Origin of the sequence: Actinomadura napierensis (assembly GCF_039529375.1) — a bacterium.
Classification (GTDB): Bacteria; Actinomycetota; Actinomycetes; order Streptosporangiales; family Streptosporangiaceae; genus Spirillospora; species Spirillospora napierensis.
This window is the reverse complement of sequence record NZ_BAAAMR010000138.1, coordinates 1-22,793: the sequence shown is the minus strand read 5'-3', so window position 1 is coordinate 22,793 and position 22,793 is coordinate 1. Positions and strand designations below refer to the sequence as shown.

Genomic DNA, 22,793 nt, shown 5'->3' with positions numbered 1-22,793 from the left:
CTGCTGCTCCTCGCCGGCGTCGCGGGCGGCTCGGTCGCCGTCGCGGGCGGCGTGGCCGTGACCGGCGCGGACGGCGGGCACGCGGGGCGGCACGCGCCCACCGCGCAGGCGTCGCCGGTCGACGCGCGCACGTTCCTGCTCGCCAGCGCGAAGACGGCCGAGCGCGCCCCGGCCGTTCCAGGCCGCTACTGGTACACGAACGAGGTGACGTTCGAGTACCACGCCAAGTCGGAGGCGGACGCCCTGCGCAAGCTCCGGGAAAAGGCAAGTGCGGCGCGCGGTGCGAATTCGCCGGCGCCCGCCGCGACGGACGGCGACAAGGCGCCCCCGTTCGCGTACACCCTGGTCACGGGGCAGGAGAGCTGGCTGTCGCGGACGGGCCACGACCGGTCTCGGACGATCACCGGGATCGGTGCGCGGACGAGCTTCCCCACCGCGGCGGACAAGGCCGCGTGGCGCCGTGCGGGCTCGCCGGACCTGCTCTCGAGGTACGGCCACGGCGGGGTCAACAACTATGACGAACCGCTGCGCTACCAGATCGGCGACGTGCAGGTGACGACCGCCGACCTGCTGAAGCTGCCCGTGACGGCGGACGCGCTCGGCGCGGAGATGCGCCGCCGCCACGAGGCCGACAAGCGCAAGCGCTCCGACGTCGGTTCCTTCGCGGACTATCTCTGGTGGACGGCACAGGACCTGCTGGCCGGGCCGATCACGCCGGGCACGAAGGCGGCGCTGTACCGGCTCCTCGCCGACCAGCCGGGCATCCGGTCGGAGGGCGCGGCGACCGACCGGCTGGGCCGTAAGGGCGTCGCGGTCTCGAGGGCCGAGGGGACGGGGCACCGGCGGCTGGTCATCGACCCGAAGACGGCGGAGCTGCTCGCGGACGAGTACTTCAGGGGTCCGGGGGACACCCCGTCCCTGTCGATGACCTACAAGGCGATGGGCTGGACCGGCTCCCTGGGCGCCCGTCCCTGACCGGTCCTCCGCCGGGCCCGCCGCCGGGTCCCGGCGGAGATTGCCGAACGGGCGGCGTTCCTTGGGCTGGTTTCGCCCATGAGCGCCGCCCGCGGCGCGGTTAGCGTTCCGACCGTGCCGGGGTACGAACCGATCAGCAGAGCCGGCCGAGGAGCGATGACGTGCCCGATCCGATCGAAGTCCGCAAGATCCCCATCGAGAGCGTGACCGACGCGTCCGGGCTGGCCCGGCTGATCGACGACGGCGTGCTGGAGGCCGACCGGGTCCTGGCGGTCGTCGGGAAGACCGAGGGCAACGGCGGCGTCAACGACTACACGCGGCTGCTGGCCGACCGGGCGTTCCGCGAGGTGCTGGTCGCGAAGGGCACCCGGCCGGCGGACGAGGTGGCGCGCGTACCGCTGGTGTGGTCGGGCGGCACCGACGGGGTGCTGAGCCCGCACGCGACCGTGTTCGCCACCGTCGACCCGGCGAACGCGTCGGCGTCGGACGAGCCGCGGCTGTCGGTCGGCGTCGCGATGAGCGAGGTCATCCTGCCGGAGGACATCGGCCGTCCCGCGATGGTGGAGACGGTCGCCGCGGGCGTCCGCGACGCGATGAAGATCGCCGGTATCGACGACCCGGCGGACGTCCACTACGTGCAGACCAAGACGCCGCTGCTCACCCTCGACACCATCAACGACGCCAAGTCGCGCGGCCGCGACGTCGTCACCGAGGACACCCTCAAGTCGATGGACATCTCCAACTCGACCACCGCGCTCGGCATCGCCGTCGCGCTCGGCGAGATCGAGACGCCGTCGGCCGGGCAGATCCACAAGGACCTGTCGCTGTTCTCGTCGGTGGCGTCGTGCTCGTCCGGCGTGGAACTGGACCGGGCGCAGATCGTCGTCGTCGGGAACGTGCGGGGCATCGGCGGCCGGTACCGGGCGGGGCACGGTGTGATGAAGGACGCGCTGGACGCCGACGGCATCTGGGACGCGATCCGCTCGACCGGCCTCGACCTGCCCGAGAGGCCCCGCACGTCCGATCTCGCCGACCGGCTCGTCAACGTGTTCATCAAGTGCGAGGCGGACCCGTCCGGGTCGGTGCGGGGACGCCGCAACATCATGCTGGACGACTCCGACGTGCACTGGCACCGGCAGATCAAGGCGTGCGTCGGCGGCGTCGCCGCGTCCGTCGCCGGCGACCCGGCGGTGTTCGTGTCGGTCGCGGCGGTGCACCAGGGCCCGTCCGGCGGCGGCACGGTCGCGGCCATCGCCGACGTCGGCTGACCCGGCCGCCTGGCGGCCTGGATCGCGGAGAGTATCCGAATCGGTACCCACGGCGGTCGCCGGAGGCTATAGCCTTCCTGCCGTGTCCGGACTGACCATTCCCGAACCCCAGTTCCCCGGGGACGACGGCGGCGCCGACCCCCGCCTGTGCGAGGCCCTCGCCGGGTACGCGGCCGGGCGCGTCGGCCAGCACACGGTGCTGCGGCGGCTGCAGAACGCCCGGCTGCTCGTGCCGATCGTCGCCGTCCTCACCGAGGAGGAGGAGCCCGAGCCCGGCGGGCTGCGCCGGGAGAAGTCCAGCGACATGGCGCTGCCCACGCTGATCGGTGACGACGGCCGGCGCGGCGTGCTCGGCTTCACCTGCACCGACACGATGAAGGCGTGGCGCGCCGACGCCCGCCCCATCGCGGTCCGCGCCGGCGACGCCTGCCGCGCCGCCCTCGACGAGGGCGCGGACGCGCTGGTCGTGGACGTCGCGGGCCCCGTCCCGTTCGCGGTCGAGGGGCTGCGGCTGCACCTGCTCGCCGAGGGCCGGCCCGTCCCGCCGCCGCACGAGGACCCCGACGTCCTCGCCGCCGTCGAGGCGGCGTTCGGTTCCGACCAGGCCGTCACCGGCGTCCGGCTCGCCGAGGGGACGTCCGCCGAACTGGCCGTCCGGTTCGCGGTGGTGCCCGGCCACGACGAGCGCGTCACGGTGCAGCGGGTCTCCGACCGGCTCGCCGAGGTGCTGCGCGGCCGGATCGTCGGCGGCGTCGAGCTCAGCGTCGTCCGGCGCGGCTGACGGCCGGGAAAACCGCTGGCGCCCGGCGGGGCGCCGTCGGCATCCTGGGCCGATGCACGACTTCGATCTTGACGCCTTCGTCGCGGACGGCTTCGTCCGGGTGGAGGGGGCGTTCTCCCGGGAGCTGGCCGCCGAGTGCCGCGAGATCCTCTGGCGCGACACCGGCTGCGACCCCGACGACCGCTCGACCTGGACGCGACCGGTCATCCGGCTCGGCGGATACGGGCAGCCGCCGTTCAAGGCCGCCGCCAACGCCCCGCGCCTGCACGCCGCCTACGACGCGGTCGCGGGGAAGGGCGCGTGGGAGGCGCCGGGCGGCCTCGGGACGTTCCCGGTCCGGTTCCCGAGCGACGAGGAGCCGGGCGACGACGGCTGGCACATCGACGCGAGCTTCCCGGGCGACGACCCGTCCGACTTCATGGGCTACCGCGTGAACCTCGCGTCCACGGGGCGGGCGCTGCTGATGCTGTTCCTCTTCTCGGACGTGGGCGGCGACGACGCGCCCACCCGTATCCGCGTCGGGTCCCACCTGGACGTCCCGCCCCTCCTGGAGGCGGCGGGCGACGAGGGCGTCGCCTTCATGGACATCGCGGCGAAGGCCGTCCCCGCGTCCGAGCACCGTTCCGTCGCGCTCGCGACCGGGCGGGCCGGCGACGTGTACCTGTGCCATCCGTTCCTCGTGCACGCCGCGCAGCCGCACCACGGCACCGAGGTGAAGTTCATGGCGCAGCCGCCGCTGGCCCCGTCGGGGCCGCTCCCCGAGTCGTCCCCGGTGTGGACGGCGATCCAGCGAGGTCTCGGGCGCTAACGCATCTACGCTTGGCCGCCCAACCCCGTTTTGGAGATTCTCCCGTGCTCACCATGCAGGACGCCCTCATCCGGCTCACCGAGTTCTGGGCGGGGCACGGCTGCCTCGTCGGGCAGCCGATGAACACCGAGGTCGGGGCGGGCACGCTCAACCCGAACACCGCCCTGCGCGTCCTCGGGCCCGAGCCGTGGCGCGTCGCCTACGTCGAACCGAGCGTCCGTCCGGACGACTCCCGCTACGGCGACAACCCGAACCGGCTGCAGACCCACACCCAGTTCCAGGTGGTCCTCAAACCGGAGCCCGGCGACGCGCAGGAGCTGTACCTCGGCAGCCTCGCCGCGCTCGGCATCGACCTGCGCGCCCACGACGTCCGGTTCGTGGAGGACGACTGGGCGTCGCCGGCGCTCGGCGCGTGGGGGCTCGGCTGGGAGGTCTGGCTGGACGGCCTGGAGATCACCCAGTTCACCTACTTCCAGCAGTCCGGCGGGATGACGCTCGACCCCGTCTCGGTCGAGATCACCTACGGGATGGAACGCATCCTGATGGCGCTGCAGGGCGTGTCCCACTTCAAGGACATCGCCTACGCGCCCGGCATCTCCTACGGGGAGGCGTTCGGGCAGGCCGAGTACGAGATGAGCCGCTACTACCTCGACGACGCCGACATCGCCGCGACCCGGGAGCTCTTCGAGGCGTACGCGTCCGAGGCCCGCCGGATGCTGGACGCCCGGCTGCCCGTCCCAGCCCACTCCTGCGTGCTGAAGTGCTCGCACGCCTTCAACGTGCTGGACGCGCGCGGCGCGATCGGCACCGCCGAGCGGGCCCGGGCGTTCGCGCGGATGCGCGGCCTCGCCCACGAGGTCGCCGCTCTGTGGGTGGAGCGCCGCGAGGAACTCGGCCACCCCCTCGGCGACGCGACCGCCGCCCGGCCGGCGCCGGAGCAGCCGGTCCTCCGGGAGATCCGCGAGCCGGCCGCGTTCGCGCTGGAGATCGGCGTGGAGGAACTGCCGCCGAGCGAGGTGCGCCGCGCGGCGGAGACCGTCACGGAGCGGCTCCGCGACGGCCTGGAGGAGGCGGGCCTGCTCACCGACGCGTCCACGTTCGACACCTTCTCGACTCCCCGCCGGCTGATCGTCGTCGTCCGGGACGTGGAGCCCAAGGCCCCGGACGCCGAGGAGGTCGTGAAGGGGCCGAGGCTCGCCGCCGCCTACGACGCGTCCGGGGAACCAACGCGGGCGTTGGCGGGGTTCGCGCGCGGGCAGGGCATCGACGTCGCCGACGTGCGCGAGATCACCATTGGTGGCAAGCCGTACACGGCGCACGTCCGGAAGGTCACCGGACAGCCCGCCCCGCACGTCCTCGCCGGGCTGCTGCCCGGACTCGTCCAGGGGCTGCGAGCGGGGAAGAACATGCGCTGGAACGTCCCCGGGCTGTCGTTCGCGCGGCCCGTCAGGCGGGTGCTGGCCCTGCTGGACGACCGGCAGATCGTACTGGACGACCTGGACCAGGGCCAGACGACCGACGTCCACCGCACCGCCGACCCCTCCAGGATACCGGTGCCGGACGCGTCGTCGCTGATCGGCGTCCTGCGGGAGCACGGCATCGAGCCCGACCCGGCACGGCGCCGCACCCGCATCGTCGAGGACGCGCGGGCCCTCGCCGCCCGCCACGGCGGGACGGTCGACCTCGCCGCCGAGGAAGACCTCGTCGAGGAGATCGTCGACCTGGTCGAGGAGCCCGTCGCGATCCTCGGGTCGTTCGACGCCAAGTACCTCGACCTGCCCGAGGCGATCCTCACCACCGTCATGCGCAAGCACCAGCGGTACCTGCCGGTGCGCGGGCCGTCCGGCGGGCTCCTGCCGCACTTCGTCACCGTCGCCAACGGCGAATGCGACCACGACGTCGTCCGGGCGGGCAACGAGGCCGTCATCCGCGCCCGCTACGAGGACGCCGCGTTCTTCTTCCAGCAGGACCTGCGCAGGACGCCCGACGAGATCAAGCAGGGGCTCGCCCGGCTGACCTTCACCGAACGGCTCGGCTCGATGGCCGACCGGTCCGCGCGCATCGCCGCGATCGCCGCCGACCTGGCCGGCCGCCTCGACCTCGCCCCGGACGAGCGGGCGACCCTCGGCCGCGCCGCCGCGCTCGCCAAGTTCGACCTGGCCTCGTCCATGGTCATCGAGCTGTCCGGCCTCGCCGGGACGATGGCCCGCGAGTACGCTCGCCGCGCGGGGGAGGACGACGCCGTCGCGCAGGCCCTCCACGAGATGGAACTGCCGCGCTCGGCCGGGGACGCGCTCCCGGCGACCGTCCCCGGCGCGGTCCTCGCCGCCGCCGACCGGCTCGACCTGATCGCCGGGCTGTTCGCCGCCGGCTCCGCGCCGACCGGCGGGTCCGACCCGTTCGGGCTGCGCCGCGCCGCGCTCGGCCTGACCGCGATCCTGCGGGCCGTCCCGCGGCTGGCGCCGGTCACGGTCGGCGAAGGCCTGGCGGCCGCGGCGCGGCACCAGCCCGTCGAGGTTCCGCCGGACGCCCTCGCCGAGGCGGAGCGGTTCGCCGCGCGGCGGCTGGAGCAGAACCTGCTGGACGAGGGGCTCCCGATCCCCGTCGTCCGGGCCGTCCTGCCGCTCGCGGACGCTCCCGCCCATGCCGCCCGCACCGCCGCCGACCTGGCCGGGCTGCTGCGCACGGACGGGTTCGCCCGGCTGACGGCCGCGCTGCAGCGGGTGCTGCGGATCGTCCCCGGCGGGACCGCGGCCGGCTACGACCCCGGCCTGTTCGCCGAACCCGCCGAACAGCGCCTCGACGAGGTCTTCACCCGGGTCCGCGACGGACTGCCGCCCCGCCCCGCGCTGCCGGAGTTCGTCTCGGCCGCGTCCGCGCTGGCGGAACCGATCGACGCGTACTTCGACGACGTCATGGTCATGGACGAGGACCCGGCCCTGCGCGCCAACCGGCTCGGCTTCCTCGCCGCCGTCCGCGACCTGGCGGCCCCCGTCCTCGACTGGCGCGAGATCGCCTGACGGCCTCTCAGATGCTGGACGCGGTCACGGGCGGGTGCGCGGAGTCAATAGGATCGTTCGCATGCTGCGCTGGTTGACCGCGGGGGAGTCCCATGGCCAGGCCCTGACCGCGATCGTGGAGGGGCTGCCGGCCGGCGTGCGCGTGACCTCGGGCGACATCGCCGAGGACCTGCGCCGCCGGCGGCTCGGCCATGGGCGGGGCGCCCGGATGAAGTTCGAACAGGACCAGGTGACGATCCTCGGCGGCGTCCGGCACGGCGTGACGCTCGGCGGGCCGGTCGCGATCCAGGTCGGCAACACCGAGTGGCCCAAGTGGGAGACGGTCATGTCGGCCGACCCCGTGGACGCCGACGTCCTGGCCGCGCAGGCGCGCAACGCGCCGCTGTCGCAGCCGCGCCCGGGCCACGCCGACCTCGTCGGCATCCAGAAGTACGGCTTCGACGACGCGCGGCCCGTCCTGGAACGGGCGAGCGCGCGGGAGACGGCGGCGCGGGTCGCGCTCGGCACCGTCGCCAAGGCGTTCCTGAAGCAGGCGCTCGGCGTGGACGTGCTCAGCCACGTGATCGCGCTCGGCGAGGTCGAGGCGCCCGACGGGGTGCTGCCCGGCCCGGACGACCTCGCCGCCGTCGACGAGAGCCCGGTCCGCTGCTACGACGGCGACGCGTCCGCCGCGATGGTCGCGCACATCGACGACATGAAGAAGGCCGGCGACACCGTCGGCGGCGTCGTGGAGGTGCTCGCCTACGGGCTCCCGCCGGGCCTCGGCAGCCACGTCCACTGGGACCGGCGCCTCGACTCCCGGCTCGCCGGCATCCTGATGGGCATCCAGGCGATCAAGGGCGTCGAGCTCGGCGACGGGTTCACCACCGCGCGCCGTCCCGGCTCGCGGGCGCACGACGAGATCGACAACACCCCCGAGGGGATCCGCCGCCGGACGAACCGGGCCGGCGGCGTCGAGGGCGGCATGACCACCGGCGAGGTGCTGCGGGTGCGCGCCGCGATGAAGCCGATCTCCACCGTCCCGCGCCGGCTCGACACCATCGACGTGCGGACCGGCGAGCCCGCCAAGGCCATCAACCAGCGCAGCGACGTCACCGCGGTGCCCGCCGCCGGCGTCGTCGCCGAGGCGATGGTCGCGCTGGTGCTGGCGGACGCGGCGCTGGAGAAGTTCGGCGGCGACTCGGCCGAGGAGACCGCCCGCAACCTGCGGGGATACCTGTCCTCGCTCACCATCAAGTGAAGTGGACCCGCGGACTATGACGCGACCGAAGGCCGTCCTGATCGGGCCGCCGGGATCGGGCAAGACCACCGTCGGCACCGCCCTCGCCGAGCGCCTCGGCGTGGCGCTGCGCGACACCGACGCCGACGCCGAGGCGGCCGCCGGCAAGCCGATCGGCGAGATCTTCATCGACGACGGCGAGGACCGGTTCCGCGAGCTGGAGCGCGCCGCCGTCGCCGCCGCCCTCGCCGAGCACGAGGGCGTCATCGCGCTCGGCGGAGGCGCCGTCCTCGCGGCCGAGACGCAGGAGCTGCTCGCCGGGCACACCGTCGTCTACCTGCGGGTCGGTCTGTCGGAGGCGATCAAGCGGGTCGGCCTGGCGTCGGCGCGCCCCCTTCTCGTGCTGAACCCGCGCAGCCAGATGCGCAAGCTGCTGGAGGAGCGCCTCCCCATCTACGAGCGGCTCGGCAGCCTTCACGTCGACACCGACGGGCGCGAGCCCGCCGACATCGTGGAGGAGATCCTCAAGGCGCTCGAGGCCGAGTCATGACGCAGGCGCGGGTGCAGGTCGGCGGCGCCGACCCCTACGACGTCGTCATCGGGACGGGCGTCCTCGCGGAGCTGCCCGCACTGGTCGGCGACCGCGCCCGGACGGTGGCGGTGGTCCACGCCGAGGGCCTCCCCGAGATCGCGCGCCCGGTGTGCGGCGCCCTCGAAGAGGCCGGCTACACGGTGCACGCGCTCCCCGTCCCGGACGGCGAGGCCGCCAAGGAGGTCGGCGTGCTCGCCGGGCTCTGGTCGTCGTTCGCCCGCGCCGGGATGACCCGCACCGACGTCGTCGTCGGCGTCGGCGGCGGGGCCACCACCGACCTCGCCGGGTTCGCGGCGGCGTCGTGGCTGCGCGGCGTGCGGTCGGTGCTCGTCCCGACGACGCTGCTCGGCATGGTGGACGCGGCGGTCGGCGGCAAGACCGGCATCAACGTCCCCGAGGGCAAGAACCTCGTCGGCGCCTTCCACCCGCCCGCCGGGGTGCTGTGCGACCTCGCCGCCCTCGTCACGATGCCGCACGACGACTACATCAGCGGCCTCGCCGAGATCATCAAGGCCGGGTTCATCGCCGACCCGGCGATCCTCGACCTGGTCGAGGCCGACCCGGAGGGCGCCGCGTCCCCGGCCGGCCCGCACACCCGCGAGCTGGTCGAGCGCGCGATCCGGGTGAAGGCGGACGTGGTCTCCGCCGACCTGAAGGAGAGCGGCCTGCGGGAGATCCTCAACTACGGGCACACCCTCGCGCACGCCATCGAGAAGGCCGAGGACTACAAATTCCGGCACGGCCACGCCGTCGCCATCGGCATGGTCTACGCCGCCGAGCTGGCCCGCCTCGCCGGGCGGCTGCCCGCCGACGTCGCCGAACGGCACCGCGCCGTCCTCACCTCCGTCGGCCTGCCCGTCTCCTACGCCGCGGACTGGCCCGGCCTGCGCGAGACCATGACGATCGACAAGAAGTCGCGCGGCGCGACCCTGCGGTTCGTCGTCCTGGACGGCCTCGCCGAGCCCGGCCGCCTGGAGGGCCCCGACGAGGACCTGCTCGCCGCCGCCTACCGTGAGGTCGCCCGATGACCGCAGCGGAGCGCCAGCGGAGCGAGGATCGTCGGGCGACCCGGCGGGGGTCCGGGGGTCGCCCCCCGGAGAGGAAGAACTGATGAAGCATGTGCTCGTTCTGAACGGTCCCAATCTCGGTCGGCTCGGCAGCCGCGAGCCCGATGTGTACGGGGCGACGACGTTCGAGGACCTCGCCGCCCTCTGCCGCGACACCGGACGCAGGCTCGACCTCGACGTCGACGTCCGGCAGACCGACGACGAGGCCGAACTGGTCCGCTGGGTGCACGAGGCCGCGGACGGGCGCGTGCCGATCGTCCTCAACCCGGCCGCCTTCACTCACTACTCCTACGCGCTGCGCGACGCGCTCGCCCAGCGCACCGCCCCGCTCATCGAGGTGCACATCAGCAACCCGGCGGCCCGCGAGGAGTTCCGCCACACCTCCGTCGTCGCGAGCGTCGCCACCGGCACCATCGCCGGCTTCGGCATGATGTCCTACGTCCTCGCGCTGCAGGCCGTCGCCGAACTCGTCGCCGAGACCCCCGCCGCCCAGTAGGACGCGGGGCGGGTCCGTGCGGGGCGCCGCCCGCGCGCGTCATTCGTCCTCGACGGCGTTCCTCGTCATGTCCTTGAGTTCGGCGACGACGTCGTCGAGGGGCGCGACGTCGCGGTGGGCGCGGCACAGGATCGTGGCGCCCTCGACGGCGGCGACGATGAGGCGGGCCAGGCGGGCGGCGCGGTCGTCGGGGACGCCGGCGTTGCCGAGGCCGGTCGCGAGGGTGTCCTGCCAGCGGTCGAAGGCGGCCGCCGCGGCCGCGGCCAGCTGCGGCGCGTCGTCGTGGCTCTCGACCGTGACGGCGACGATCGGGCAGCCGGCCCGGAACTCGCTCTTGATCAGCACCTGCCGCCACCAGCCGACGAAGGCGTCCACGGCGGACGCGGCGTCGCCGCCCTCGGTCGCGGCGAGGATGCCGGCGTTGAGGAACTCCCCGGCGTAGCGGACGGCCTCCTCGGCGAGCTGCGCCTTGCCGTCGGGGAAGTGGTGGTAGATCGACCCGCGCGGCGCGCCGCTGTGCGCGATGACGTCGCGGAACCCGGTGCCGCTGTAACCGCGCTCGCGGAAGAGGTAGGCGGCGCTGCGCACCATGCGTTCCCGGCTGTCGGTCCCCATGGCTCGATTATGACATTCATCATAAGCTTCTCGCGTTGACCATGACGGTCGTCATACACAACGGTGCTTATGACGGACGTCATACCTGGAGGGGAGCGGAGCATGGCGGGCACGGCGACGACGGCGGGTCTCGAGCAGTTGAAGGCGCTGATCAACAAGGGCGCCGAGGAGGGGTACGGGATCGGCGCGCTGCTCGGCATGGCGGCGGAGGAGCTGGAGCCGGGCCGGGTCGTCTTCTCGCTCGCGCCCCGCACCGACTTCAGCAACCCTCTGGGCACCGTGCACGGCGGGGTGCTCTCCACGCTGCTGGACTCGGCGATGGGCTGCGCAGTGCACACCTCGCTGCCCGAGGGCGCCGGCTACACCACGCTGGAGCTGAAGGTCAACTTCGTCCGCGCGGTGCCGCTGGAGGGTGGCAGGCTGACCTGCGAGGGAACAACGGTCCATGTCGGACGGAAGGTCGCGACCGCCGAGGGGCGGATCCTGAACCAGGACGGCAAGCTCGTCGCGCACGGCACCACGACCTGCATGATCTTCCCGCCGGCTACCGACCAGTAGGGTCTGCTCAGGCACCGACGAAGGAGACCAGTGTGATCGACCTGCGGCGCGACGGCGATGTGCACATCCTGCGCTTCGACTCCGGCGAGAACCGGTTCAGCCCGGACTTCCTCAGTGCGGTCGAGGGCGCGCTCGACACCGTGGAGAAGAGCGAGGGTCCCGGCGCCCTGGTCACGACCGGGACCGGCAAGTTCTACTCCAACGGCCTCGACCTGGACTGGCTCGGCGCCCACCGCGACGAGTTCGAGCCGTACCTGGGCCGCATCCACGCGCTGTACGCCCGGCTGCTGGAGCTGCCGATGCCGACGGTCGCCGCGCTCAACGGGCACGCGTTCGCGGGCGGCGGCATGCTCGCGCTCGCCCACGACTTCGCCGTCATGCGCAGCGACCGGGGGTACTTCTGCCTGCCCGAGGTCGACCTCGGGATGTCGTTCACGCCCGGGATGAACGCGCTGATCGGCGCGCGGCTGCCGAAGCGGACGGCGCACGAGGCGATGATCACGGGCCGCCGGTACACCGCCGAGCAGGCGATGGCGGCCGGGATCGTGCAGCGCACGGCGGACGAGGCGGGCGTGCTGCCCGCCGCGCTGGAGCTGGCCGGGTCGCTGGCGGGCAAGGGCGGCGGCGTGGTCGGCAGGATCCGCGCCGACCTGTACCGGCCCGCGCTGGAGGCGCTGCGGGGCCCGGCGCTGGGGTAGCGGGCGGCGGGCCCTCGCCCCGGCGGGCGGCCCGGAGTAGGTTACGTTCGACTGGAATCTGATTCGGTTTTACGGAAGGGACGCCGGATGCGCATCGGGATGGGGCTCAACTACGCGGGCGGGTTCAAGGAGACCGTCGACGAGCTGGCCGACTTCGAGAAGGCCGGCCTCGACATCGTCTACGTGCCGGAGGCGTACAGCTTCGACGCGGTGAGCCAGATGGGGTACATCGCGGCCAAGACCGAGCGGCTGGAGATCGGGTCCGGCATCCTCAACATCTACTCGCGGACGCCGACCGCGATCGCGCAGACCGCCGCCGGCCTGGACTACGTCTCCGACGGCCGGTTCACGCTCGGCATCGGCGCGTCCGGGCCGCAGGTCATCGAGGGCTTCCACGGCGTCCCCTACACCGCGCCGCTCGGCCGCACGCGCGAGATCATCGAGATCTGCCGCAAGGTCTGGCGGCGCGAGCGCGTCCAGCACGACGGCAAGCACTACAAGCTGCCGCTGCCCCCCGAGCAGGGCACCGGCCTCGGCAAGGCCCTCAAGATCATCAACCACCCGGTGCGCGCGGACATCCCGGTCATGGTCGCCGCGATCGGCCCGAAGAACGTCGAGCTGACCGCCGAGATCGCCGACGGCTGGGAGCCGATCTTCTACATGCCGGAGAAGGCCGCCGACGTGTGGGGCGCCTCGCTCGCCGCCGGCAGGGCCAAGCGCGACGCCTCGCTCGGCGAGCTGGACGTCGTCGGCCAGGCCGCGCTCGCCATCGGCGACGACGTGCAGGGCTACCTGGAGTTCGGCCGCCCGATGGCCGCGCTCTACATCGGCGGCATGGGCGCCAAGGGCCGGAACTTCTACAACGACCTCGCCCGCCGGTACGGCTTCGAGAAGGAGGCCGAGGAGATCCAGGACCTCTACCTCGACGGCAAGAAGGACGAGGCCGCCGCGAAGGTCCCGCAGGAGCTGCTGGAGAAGATGTCGCTCATCGGCTCCGAGGGCCACGTCCGCGAGCGGCTCGCCGCGATGAAGGAGTCCGGCATCACCACGCTGAACGTGTCGCCGATCGCCGGCGACCACAAGGGCCGCATCGCCCTGATCGAGAAGGTCAAGCAGATGGCCGCCGACCTGGCCTAGCCGCCTCGTCCACTTGCGGCGAGTCGTCGTTATGACGACGCGCATAACGACGACTCGCCGCAAGTGAACGTCGTTCGGGGCGTCAGAGGGCGGCGTGGACCTCCTTGGCGACGCGCTCGCCGGAGCGGACCGCGCCGTCCATGTAGCCGGTCCAGTAGTCGGACGTCTCGGTGCCCGCCCAGTGGATCGGCCCGCAGGGCGCCCGCAGCGCCTCGCCGAAGCCGGTCAGGACGCCGGGCGGGGCGATCCCGACCGGGCCGCCGCCGCTCCAGATCTCGTTGTCCCAGCGCTGGAACGCCGTCCGCACCGGGCTCTTGGCCTTGTCGCCGTAGAAGTTCGCGAACGAGGCCAGGCCCGCCGCCCGCACCTCGTCCGCCGAGGCGCCGTCCAGCCTGCGGATGTTCGCCTGGTTCATGAAGCCCATCATGATGCCGCGCGACCCGTCCGGCGGGCTGTTGTCGAACGTCGCGTCGATCGCGCCGCTGTCGGAGACGGCCTGCCCGGTCAGCCCGTCCGCCCGCCAGAACGGGGTGTCGTAGACGGCGACGAACTTGCAGATCGAGCCCATCGGGTAGCGCTGCATCAGCTGCGCGCGGCTCGCGGGCAGCCCCGGCGAGAAGTCGATCCTCCCGGCGATCGCCGGGGACATCGCGACGACGACCCGCTTGGCCGACACCGTGAGGCCGTCCGCGGTCACGGTGACGCCGCCGCCGTCGGTGGCGATCGACCGGACCGGCGCGTTGTAGTGGATCACGTCGCCGAGCTTGGCGGCCAGCCGGACGGGCACCTCCTGCGACCCGCCGGCGAACCGGGACTCCTGCCCGCCGCCCTTGGTGTCGATGAGCCGGTCGACCGTCCCCGGGTTGCTCTCGTTGCCCGCCGACGCGATGTAGTTCAGGACGTACAGCAGCGACACGTCCTGCGAGCGCACCGACAGCGTGGAGCTGATGAACTCGTCCATCAGGAACCGCGCTCCGCTGCTCAGCGAGTTGGACCGCGACCAGGTGTAGAAGGTCTGCGCGTCCCACTCCTCGGCCTTGGCGGCCTTCCACGGCTGCCCGACCGGGATGTCCTTGGCCATGCTCCCGAGCTTGAGGAGCGCCACCTCGAGGTCGACCACGCCCCAGTCGGGCGGGACGGCCCCCAGGAGGCCGTCGGTGGCGTACAGGGAGCGCTGGCCGTTGCGGTAGTAGACGTTCTTGCCCGTGTTGTAGGTGGGGAAGGTGCCGACGCCCATGTCCTTGGCGAGCGCGGCGATGCGGTCCTGGGTCGGGCCGATGAACTCGGCCCCGCCCTCGCTGGTGGTGCCGTCGCCGAGCGGCATGCCGTAGACCCGGCCGCCGGGCCGCTCGCGGGCCTCCAGGACGAGCACGGACCGGCCGGCGGCGATCAGGTCGCGGGCGGCGGTGAGCCCGGAGAGCCCGGCGCCGACGATCACCACGTCGGCGGCGGCGGTCTGGGCCGTGGGGGCGGCCGGAGCGGCGGCGGTCCTGGCGGCGGCGGCCGGTGCCGCGGCCGCGGAGACCACGGCTCCGGCGGCGGTGAGCGCGCCTGTTCCGAGCAATCTGCGACGGCTGACTCGGGTCACGGGGAATCCCTCCTGGGACGTCCGGTGCGGGGGGACGGGGCGGGGGATGGAACGATCACTCGCGGAGGCACGCTAGGCCACCCGCGGGCGGAAAGTCGAGCGATTCTCATGTTCCGTGACCGCGTCGAGACGGGCCGGGCGCTCCGCGGCCGGATGCCCCCCGGGCGGGTGCTCTAGAGTCCAGACCATGGGGGAGACGCATTCGGAGGGCGGGCACGAGACGCGGCGCCGCCGGCTGGCCGCGCTGGTCGCCGAGACCGGCGCCGACGCGCTGCTGGTCACCCGGCCGGTCAACGTCCGCTACCTCACCGGCCTCGACAGCTCCAACGCCGCGCTGCTCGTCCCGGCGGACGGCCCGGCCGTGCTGGCCACCGACGGCCGGTACGCCGGGATGGCCGCCGAGGTCTGCCCCGAGCTGGAGACCCTGGTCGAGCGCCGGACGGCCGAGGCGCTCACCACCCGCGCCGCCGCCTCCGGCCACCGCGCCCTCGGCTTCGAGGCGCACGGCCTCACCGTCGAACGGCACGCCGGGCTCGGCGAGGCCGCCGACATCCCGCTGCGCCCGCTCGGCCACCTGGTCGAGGAGCTGCGCCGGGTGAAGGACGAGGAGGAGATCGGCCTGCTGCGGGAGGCGTGCGCCATCACCGACCGCGCGTTCGAGGCCGTCCTGCCGCAGGTCCGCGCCGGCGTCACCGAGCGGGCTGTCGCGATCGCCCTCGAACGGGCCATGGTCGACCTCGGCGCCGAGGGCCCCGCGTTCGAGTCGATCGTCGCGTCCGGGCCGAACGGCGCCGTCCCGCACCACCACCCCGGCGGCCGCGAGCTGCAGCGCGGCGACCTCGTGACGATGGACTTCGGGGCGCGGTGCGGCGGCTACCACGCCGACATGACCCGCACCGTCGCCGTCGGCGAGCCCGCCGGCTGGCAGCGCGACCTGTACGACCTGGTGCTGCGCGCGCAGCTCGCCTCGATCGCCGCCGCGCGGCCGGGCGCCGAGACCAAGGACGTCGACGCCGCCGCCCGCGACCTCATCAAGGCGGCCGGGCACGGCGAGGCGTTCACCCACGGGCTCGGGCACGGCGTCGGCCTGGAGATCCACGAGGCACCGCTCATGGGGTACGACAAGACCGGTAAGCTGAGGGATCGAGTTCCGATCACCGCGGAGCCGGGGGTGTACCTGGCGGGCCGGGGCGGAGTCCGCATCGAGGACACGTTGGTCGTCCGCGCGGGCGGCCCGGAGCTCCTCACGACAACGACGAAGGACCTGCTCGTACTCTGAAGCCGACCAGCGAGCGGGCCCGCGACCGGGAGAACAACGCAGTGGCGACGACGAACGACCTCAAGAACGGCATGACGCTGAACCTCGACGGCCAGCTGTGGACCGTCACCGAGTTCCAGCACGTCAAGCCCGGCAAGGGCGGCGCGTTCGTCCGCACCAAGCTCAAGAACGTGCTGTCGGGCAAGGTCGTCGACAAGACCTTCAACGCCGGCACCAAGGTCGACGTGGCGAGCGTCGACAAGCGCGAGATGCAGTACCTCTACCGCGAGGGCGAGGACTTCGTCTTCATGGACACCGAGACCTACGACCAGCCGCACATCCCGGCGACCACCGTCGGGGACGCCGCGAACTACCTGCTGCCCGAGCAGAACGCGGTGATCGCGTTCAACAACGAGAACCCGCTCTACGTCGAGCTGCCCGCCGCCGTGGTCCTGGAGATCACCGAGACCGAGCCGGGCCTGCAGGGCGACCGCTCCACCGGCGGCAGCAAGCCTGCCACGCTGGAGACCGGCGCGCAGATCCAGGTGCCGCTGTTCATCACCACCGGCGAGAAGGTCAAGGTCGACACCCGCTCCGGCGAGTACCTCGGCCGCGGCTGAGATGGCGGCACGGACCAAGGCACGCAAACTCGCCCTCGACATCCTGTTCGCCGCGGAGCTGCGCGAGGAGCTGCCGACGGCGGTGCTGGAGGCGCGGGGGCGCCCGAACCAGGACGAGCTGTCGGAGTACCCGCACGCCGTGCGGCTGATCGAGGGCGTCCAAGAGCACCGGGAGCGGATCGACGAGCTGATCGCCACCTACGCGACCGGCTGGACGCTGGAGCGGATGCCGGTCGTCGACCGCAACATCCTGCGGATGGGCGCGTACGAGCTGCTGTGGGTGGAGGACGTCCCGGACGGCGTGGCGGTCAGCGAGGCCGTCGGCCTGGCGACCGAGCTGTCCACCGACGAGTCGCCCCGGTTCGTCAACGGCCTGCTGTCACGCCTCCAGCAGCTCAAGCCCTCCCTGTCGCTCTGACCCCAGGGGGGCGACCCCCTGGAACCGCTGCGCTCGCCAGGGCTCGCTCCGCGTGCCCGCCCGTGACCCGTGGTCGGGCTTCGAGGCGCAGGGGCGGTCTCCCGCGCCTCATCGGGGTGAAGGCGGCTAGGGTGGGCGGGGATGAACGACGTTAGCGGAGCGGCCGTGGCCGGCCGGCGACAGAAGCGGGTGCGGGGCGGCAGCCGCGTGCGCAGCGCGGTCCTGTGGGAGGCGCTGCGCGCCGTCCTCGACCGCATCGCCCCGGAGACCGGCCGGAGCGACGTCATCGACGTGGGCGGCGGCACCGGCGGTTTCGCGGTGCCGCTGGCCGAGCTCGGCCACCGGGTCACCGTCGTGGACGCCAACCCCGACGCGCTCGCCGCGCTGGAGCGCCGCGCGGCCGAGTCCGGGGTGACGGTCCGCGCCGTGCAGGGCGACGCCGTCGAGCTGCCCGACCTGCTCGGGACCGACGCCGCCGACCTGGTGCTGTGCCACAGCGTGCTGGAGTACGTCGACGACCCGGGCGCGGCGATGGCCGCGCTGACCGGGGTCGTCCGGCCGGGCGGGTCGGTGAGCGTGCTGGTGGCCGGGCAGGTCGCCGCCGCGCTGCACCGCGCCCTGTCCGGGCACTTCGACGACGCGCGGCGGGTGCTGACGGACCCGTCCGGCCGGTGGGGCGAGGGCGACCGGATGCCCCGCCGGTTCACCCGGGAGACGCTGTCGGCGCTGGTGGGCGGCGCGGGCCTGCGGGTCGCCGAGCTGCACGGCGTGCGGATCTTCGCCGACCTGGTGCCGAGCGGCATGGTGGACTGCGACGCCGGAGCGGCGGAGGCGCTGATCGCCCTGGAGTCGGTCGCGGCGGTGCATCCCGTGCTGCGCGACCTGGCCACCCAGCTGCACCTGGTGGCCGACAAGCCGGCCGGATAGCGCCGTGAGCCGAGTGGCCCCGTGAGCCGCAAGCAGCAGCTGCACCGTCCCGGCCCGCAGCCGGGCCCGCCCGCCGACGACACCGGCTGCCCGATCCTGCACGTGGACATGGACGCCTTCTTCGTCAGCGTCGAGCTGCTGGAGCGGCCGGAGCTGCGGGGCCGCCCGGTGGTCGTGGGCGGCGCGGGGCCGCGCGGGGTGGTGTCCGCGGCGTCCTACGAGGCCCGGAAGTTCGGCGTGCACTCGGCGATGCCGATGTCGCGGGCGCGGCGGCTGTGCCCGCAGGCGGTGGTGCTGCCGGTCAGCCACGGCAAGTACGGACGGGTGTCGGCGGCGGTCTTCGAGATCTTCCGGTCGATCACGCCGCTGGTGGAGGGCCTGTCGCTGGACGAGGCGTTCCTGGACGTCGGGGGCGCGCGGCGGCGGCTCGGCCGGCCGGCCGAGATCGCCCGGATGGTCCGCGAGCAGGTCCGCGCGCAGCAGGGCATCACCTGCTCGGTCGGCGTCGCGAGCACCAAGTTCGTCGCCAAGCTCGCCTCGACCCGCTGCAAGCCGGACGGGCTGCTGGTGGTGCCCGCCGACGGCGTCGTCGACTTCCTGCACCCGCTGCCCGTCGCGTCCCTGTGGGGCGTGGGGGAGCGGACCGAGCAGACGCTGACCCGGCTCGGGCTGCGCACGGTCGGGCAGCTCGCGCGGATCCCCCTGGCCACGCTGCAGCGCGAGCTGGGCAACGCGATGGGGGCGCACCTGTACGAGCTGGCGTGGGGCCGCGACCCGCGCGAGGTCGTCCCGCACACCCCCGACAAGAGCATCGGCGCGGAGGAGACCTTCGACGCCGACGTCGACGACCCGGAGGTGATCCGCCGGGAGCTGCTGCGGCTGGCCGAGAAGGTCGGCGCGCGGCTGCGCGAGGCGGGCGCGGCCGGACGGACGGTGAGCGTCAAACTCCGGATGGCGAACTTCAAGACGATCACCCGGGCGCGCACCCTCCGCGAGCCCACCGATCTCGCTCGTGTGATCTATGTCACAGCGTGCGAGCTGTACGAGGGCGCCGGGCTGGAACGGGTACGACTCCGTCTGGTCGGGGTGCGGGTGGAGAACCTGGGCCCGGCCGGCGAGGCCCCCCGTCAGCTCGCCTTCGACGAGCCGGAACGCGGCTGGCGTGAGGCCGAGCGCGCGATGGACCAGGTGGCGCACCGGTTCGGCCGCGGAGCCGTCCGTCCCGCCGCCCTGGTCGAGCGCGCGCACGACGGTGACGCACGCGACGGCAGGGACGGGAGACGATGAGAGAAGGCGGTGAGCTGACCGGTATGGGGCCCTGGACCCGCCGTTCGCTTTCGTACGCCGGTGAGTGCTCGTATTCTGGGCATATCACCGTTGACGTTCCCGTCCCGGATCGGATACCCCGTCGCGGGGCTGTCGTTGGGAGGCGCCGTGCCGCTGTCTGAGCACGAACAGCGCATGCTCGAGCAGATCGAGTCGGCGTTGTACGCCGAGGATCCGAAGTTCGCGCACGCCGTCCGCTCGACCAACCCCCAGGTCCATTACAAGCGCCGGATCATCAAGGCCGCCCTCGGCTTCGTCGTGGGCGTCTGCGCCCTGATGGCCGGGCTCGTCATCAACGCCGGAACGGTCACCATCGCGGTCAGCGTGGCCGGCTTCCTGCTCATGGTGGTCTGCTGCGTCTGGGCGCTGACGAGCTGGAAGCGGATGACGGGCATCGGGAACGAGCCCGCGCGGCGCGGCCGCCAGGCCCGTCCCGCGAAGGCCGGCTTCATGGAGCGGATGGAAGAGCGCTGGCGCCGCCGCACCGAAGGCGAGTGAGCCGGCGGGGATCTCCCCTCCTCTTGCACTGAGCCGACCGAGCCGAAACCGAGCCGACCGTGCGGCGCCGCGGGGCCTGACGCCCCTAGCGGCGCCGCAGCCGGTTCGGGAGGTCGTTGAGGCGGTCGGCCAGGTCCGCCGTGCGGGAACCCGCGCCGCGCAGCGCCGACCGCGCCTGCGAGATGGACGACGGCGGGAAGACGCGGGCGCGCCATCGGGTGCGGCGGCCCACCGACGCGGCGAACGAGGCGCGGACGGTCCGCACCTCGGCGCGCAGCCGCTCGAGCGGGTCGGCGACCCGGGTCCGCGAGTAGCGGGCCAGCTCCTCGGCGCGGGCGATCCGGCCAAGCGCCTCGCTGCCCACCGGGTCCAGTTCCAGCAGTTCGCCGAGCCGTCGCGCCGCCGCGCGCGGCGAGTCGCTCGGCCGCCATTCCAGCCCGTGGTCGAGCGCGTCGGCGCGCATCTCCCGCCACGCGGCGTGCGCGGCGCCGCCGCCGCCGTCGCCCTCGTGGACGCCGCCGCGGGCGCGGGCGGGCGGTCCGCCGCTGTCCGGACGGCGGTCCCCGCTCTCGGGGCGCGGCCGGGGCGGCGTGGTCAGCGCGGCCCAGCGCCGCCGCCGGGTGAGCACCCGAAGCACCATCGGGACGGCCAGGAGCAGCAGCACCAGCACCCCGCCCGCGATCCACGGTGCCGCCTTCGCCCCGCCGTTCCCGGAGTCGTGCTCGGCCGGGGTGCCCTGCGGGCCGGAGTCGTTGCGGTGCGGGGCGGCCTGCGGCGTGGCGGTCGACCCGTCCGACCGCGAGGTCGCCGTCGGCGTCGGCAGCGCGCCGTCGTCCTGCCGCCCGCCTCCGTTGACGGTCGGCTCGGTGTAGCCGGGCGTGACGGCGGTGCCCTGCCCGGCCGCGCCGGACGGCGTCGGCTCGAACCGCACCCAGCCGGACCCCTCGAAGTACAGCTCGGGCCAGGCGTGCGCGTCCCGCGACCGCACCACCCACGTGCCGGGCCGCGTCTGCGTGCCGGAGGTGTACCCCATCGCGACCCGCGACGGGATGCCGAGGATCCGCGCCATCAGCGCCATCGACGCGGCGAACTGCTCGCAGTACCCGCGCTTGCTGCGCAGCAGGAAGTCGACGAGGTCGTTGCCGTGCTGCGGCGCCGGCGTGGACAGGTCGTAGGTGAACCCGCCGGTCAGGGTGAACCAGCGCTGCAGCTTCACCGCCTGCGCCCGCGCGGTCGCCGCGCCCGCCGTCACGTTCTGCGCGAGCGTCCTGACCTGCGGCGGGATGTTCTTCGGGACGTCGGTGTAGTGGGAGACGACGTCGGCCGGGTACCCGGTCGCGGCCGACAGGTCCGCCGCGGTCGGCTCCGCGCGCAGGCTCTTGACGGTGTAGGAGCGGCCGCCCGCCGAGTCGCTCAGCGAGTAGATCATCATCGACCGGGAGTGCACCCGCCAGTCGCCCTTGATCGACACCTGGGACGGCGCGTACGGCACCGGCAGGAAGGTCATGTCGCGGACCTCGCCGCTCACCTTCACCCTGGTGGTGACCTCGTGCACCGGGGCGATGCTCAGCCCGGGCGGCGGCGGCAGCGTCCGGTCCGAGAGCCGGTCCGCGGAGCTGCTGCGCAGCCTGCTGTAGGTCCAGCGGTCGCCGTCGAACCGGTCCAGCGCGTAGAGCCGCAGGTAGTCCGGGTCGTCCGGGTCGTCGGTGTGGTAGGTCAGCACGACCGAGTCGTCCAGCCGGGTCAGCTCCCGCTTCAGGCTGACCAGCGGGTCCGGCGTGGTAACGGTCTGCGTGCCCTTGCCCTTGCCGCCGCCCATGCCGAACATGCCGCGCGGATGGACGCCGGGGATCGCCATCGGCAGCAGCACCGCGATCGCCACCGAGCCGACCGCGATCCGCCGCCCGCTCGCGGCGCGCCTGCCGCCGTCGACGCGCAGCCGCTGGCCGCTCGGCGCCGCCGCCCCGGCCAGCGGCAGCTCCCCGCCGTGCCGGTGGACGGTGACCGCCCGGCCCCAGCCGCCGACCTGCTCGCGCGCGTCGGCCATCAGCAGGCCGAGGAAGCCGAGCGCGCCGACGCCGAACGCCAGCCAGCCCACGCCGTCCTGGCGGACCGCGGCGGGCACGCTGTACATCGCCAGCAGCGGCAGCCCGGCGGGCGCCGCGCGGCGCAGCCGCACCGCCAGCAGGTCGACCAGGACCGCGACCACCCCGATCCCGGCGGCGGCGAGCAGCCCGATCCCGGACACCAGCGGCACCGGCGCCGCGTACCGGTTCGCGGCGTGCCACCCGTCCCCGGCCAGGTCGGCGAGGTGGGTCAGCGCGCCGGGCGACGGGATGAACCCCAGCCACGCCGCGCCGCTCGCGTACGCCACGGTCAGGTACAGCAGCAGCACCGCCAGCCCGCACAGCGGGTCCAGCGGCGCCGGCAGCCGCAGCCGGCGGGAGAGCAGCCCGCCGCACACCGCCGCCAGCACCGCGCCGATCCCGGTCCAGAACCACCGCCCGGTGGCGAACAGCGGGTACAGGCCGATCGAGCAGGCCAGCGTCGCCACCGCGGCCATGACCGTCATCCGGATCCTCATGCCCCGCCTCCGGCCGCGTCCGCCGCCCTCTCCCCGTCCGCCGTCTCGGTGCTCGCGCCGGTGCGCGCGCCCGTGTTCGCGGCCGGGCCGCCGGGCTCCTCCGCCGCGCCGCGGTCCCGCGGGCCGGCGCCGGTCTGGCCCGTCTGCGCCCACGCCCCGGCCAGCTCCGCCGCCGACCTCACGACAAGCACCCGCCAGCCGCCCGCGCGCAGCAGGCCGGCCGCGGCCCCCGCCGTGAGCGGCTCGTCGTCCTTCTCCGCCGGACGCGGCGCCGGAGCCCGCGTCCGCACCGACCGCACCGGCCCGCTCCGCGCCCGCGCGGCGCCCTGCCCGCCGCCGG

The 22,793-nt window shown here is 74.0% G+C and carries 22 protein-coding genes; 18 read left to right on the top strand and 4 right to left on the bottom strand.

The window, feature by feature from the left end:
* The 9 genes from ABD296_RS43485 to aroQ all read left to right on the top strand — a co-directional run.
* Positions 1-975, top strand: a 975-nt coding sequence (locus ABD296_RS43485) for a hypothetical protein (protein WP_344282256.1), incomplete at its 5' end; no start/stop codon positions are given.
* Between the two features lie 161 nt (positions 976-1,136).
* Positions 1,137-2,243 carry a barbiturase gene (locus tag ABD296_RS43480; RefSeq protein ID WP_344282253.1) on the top strand — a complete coding sequence of 369 codons (1,107 nt, stop codon included), beginning with the start codon at positions 1,137-1,139 and terminating at the stop codon, positions 2,241-2,243.
* Between the two features lie 82 nt (positions 2,244-2,325).
* Entirely contained in the window at positions 2,326-3,024 is a 699-nt protein-coding gene (locus ABD296_RS43475; RefSeq protein WP_344282251.1) for an SseB family protein, read from the top strand.
* A gap of 52 nt (positions 3,025-3,076) precedes the next feature.
* Positions 3,077-3,832 (top strand): phytanoyl-CoA dioxygenase family protein, encoded by a 756-nt coding sequence (locus tag ABD296_RS43470; protein ID WP_344282249.1) that lies wholly within the window; start codon positions 3,077-3,079, stop codon positions 3,830-3,832.
* Positions 3,833-3,885: 53 nt separating this feature from the next.
* Positions 3,886-6,852, top strand: a complete 2,967-nt coding sequence (locus ABD296_RS43465) for a glycine--tRNA ligase (protein ID WP_344282259.1) — start codon at positions 3,886-3,888, stop codon at positions 6,850-6,852.
* A gap of 61 nt (positions 6,853-6,913) precedes the next feature.
* Positions 6,914-8,092, top strand: coding sequence for a chorismate synthase (gene aroC, locus ABD296_RS43460; RefSeq protein WP_344282247.1), 1,179 nt, complete (start codon positions 6,914-6,916; stop codon positions 8,090-8,092).
* Between the two features lie 16 nt (positions 8,093-8,108).
* Entirely contained in the window at positions 8,109-8,621 is a 513-nt protein-coding gene (locus tag ABD296_RS43455; RefSeq protein WP_344282245.1) for a shikimate kinase, read from the top strand.
* The gene (gene aroB / locus ABD296_RS43450; protein WP_344282242.1) at positions 8,618-9,691 is read left to right on the top strand and encodes a 3-dehydroquinate synthase; all 1,074 of its coding nucleotides are present in this window, start codon (positions 8,618-8,620) and stop codon (positions 9,689-9,691) included. The genes ABD296_RS43455 and aroB overlap by 4 nt, the downstream gene beginning before the upstream one ends.
* Before the next feature lie 82 nt (positions 9,692-9,773).
* Complete coding sequence (gene aroQ / locus ABD296_RS43445) at positions 9,774-10,226, top strand: type II 3-dehydroquinate dehydratase (protein ID WP_344282239.1); 453 nt, start codon at positions 9,774-9,776, stop codon at positions 10,224-10,226.
* A gap of 39 nt (positions 10,227-10,265) precedes the next feature.
* Here the strand turns inward: aroQ and ABD296_RS43440 are convergent, their stop codons facing one another.
* Complete coding sequence (locus tag ABD296_RS43440; protein ID WP_344282236.1) at positions 10,266-10,841, bottom strand: TetR/AcrR family transcriptional regulator; 576 nt, start codon at positions 10,839-10,841, stop codon at positions 10,266-10,268.
* Between the two features lie 102 nt (positions 10,842-10,943).
* Between ABD296_RS43440 and ABD296_RS43435 the strand changes: the two genes are divergently transcribed.
* The 3 genes from ABD296_RS43435 to ABD296_RS43425 all read left to right on the top strand — a co-directional run bounded on the left by ABD296_RS43435 (position 10,944) and on the right by ABD296_RS43425 (position 13,234).
* Entirely contained in the window at positions 10,944-11,399 is a 456-nt protein-coding gene (locus ABD296_RS43435; RefSeq protein ID WP_344282233.1) for a PaaI family thioesterase, read from the top strand.
* Between the two features lie 32 nt (positions 11,400-11,431).
* The gene (locus tag ABD296_RS43430; protein WP_344282230.1) at positions 11,432-12,097 is read left to right on the top strand and encodes an enoyl-CoA hydratase-related protein; all 666 of its coding nucleotides are present in this window, start codon (positions 11,432-11,434) and stop codon (positions 12,095-12,097) included.
* 87 nt (positions 12,098-12,184) lie between these two features.
* Positions 12,185-13,234, top strand: a complete 1,050-nt coding sequence (locus tag ABD296_RS43425; RefSeq protein ID WP_344282227.1) for an LLM class F420-dependent oxidoreductase — start codon at positions 12,185-12,187, stop codon at positions 13,232-13,234.
* Positions 13,235-13,316: 82 nt separating this feature from the next.
* Here ABD296_RS43425 and ABD296_RS43420 read toward each other — a convergent pair whose 3' ends face one another.
* Positions 13,317-14,822 (bottom strand): flavin monoamine oxidase family protein, encoded by a 1,506-nt coding sequence (locus ABD296_RS43420; RefSeq protein ID WP_344282224.1) that lies wholly within the window; start codon positions 14,820-14,822, stop codon positions 13,317-13,319.
* Positions 14,823-15,009: 187 nt separating this feature from the next.
* Here ABD296_RS43420 and ABD296_RS43415 point away from each other — a divergent pair, with 187 nt between their 5' ends.
* From ABD296_RS43415 to ABD296_RS43390, 6 genes are all read left to right on the top strand, one after another.
* Positions 15,010-16,101, top strand: a complete 1,092-nt coding sequence (locus ABD296_RS43415) for a M24 family metallopeptidase (RefSeq protein WP_344282221.1) — start codon at positions 15,010-15,012, stop codon at positions 16,099-16,101.
* Positions 16,102-16,142: 41 nt separating this feature from the next.
* Positions 16,143-16,700 carry an elongation factor P gene (gene efp, locus ABD296_RS43410; protein ID WP_344282218.1) on the top strand — a complete coding sequence of 186 codons (558 nt, stop codon included), beginning with the start codon at positions 16,143-16,145 and terminating at the stop codon, positions 16,698-16,700.
* A 1-nt stretch (position 16,701) separates the two neighbouring features.
* A complete protein-coding gene (gene nusB, locus ABD296_RS43405; RefSeq protein ID WP_344282216.1) occupies positions 16,702-17,118 on the top strand; it encodes a transcription antitermination factor NusB in 417 nt (138 codons plus the stop codon).
* Between the two features lie 141 nt (positions 17,119-17,259).
* Entirely contained in the window at positions 17,260-18,045 is a 786-nt protein-coding gene (locus tag ABD296_RS43400) for a class I SAM-dependent methyltransferase (protein ID WP_407061578.1), read from the top strand.
* Between the two features lie 21 nt (positions 18,046-18,066).
* Complete coding sequence (locus ABD296_RS43395; protein WP_344282210.1) at positions 18,067-19,332, top strand: DNA polymerase IV; 1,266 nt, start codon at positions 18,067-18,069, stop codon at positions 19,330-19,332.
* 147 nt (positions 19,333-19,479) lie between these two features.
* Entirely contained in the window at positions 19,480-19,869 is a 390-nt protein-coding gene (locus tag ABD296_RS43390; protein WP_344282207.1) for a DUF3040 domain-containing protein, read from the top strand.
* 85 nt (positions 19,870-19,954) lie between these two features.
* Here the strand turns inward: ABD296_RS43390 and ABD296_RS43385 are convergent, their stop codons facing one another.
* Both ABD296_RS43385 and ABD296_RS43380 read right to left on the bottom strand, forming a co-directional pair.
* Positions 19,955-22,453 carry a transglutaminase TgpA family protein gene (locus tag ABD296_RS43385; RefSeq protein WP_344282203.1) on the bottom strand — a complete coding sequence of 833 codons (2,499 nt, stop codon included), beginning with the start codon at positions 22,451-22,453 and terminating at the stop codon, positions 19,955-19,957.
* A partial coding sequence (locus tag ABD296_RS43380) for a hypothetical protein (protein WP_407061577.1) occupies positions 22,450-22,793 on the bottom strand: 344 nt, incomplete at its 5' end. The genes ABD296_RS43385 and ABD296_RS43380, both read right to left, overlap by 4 nt.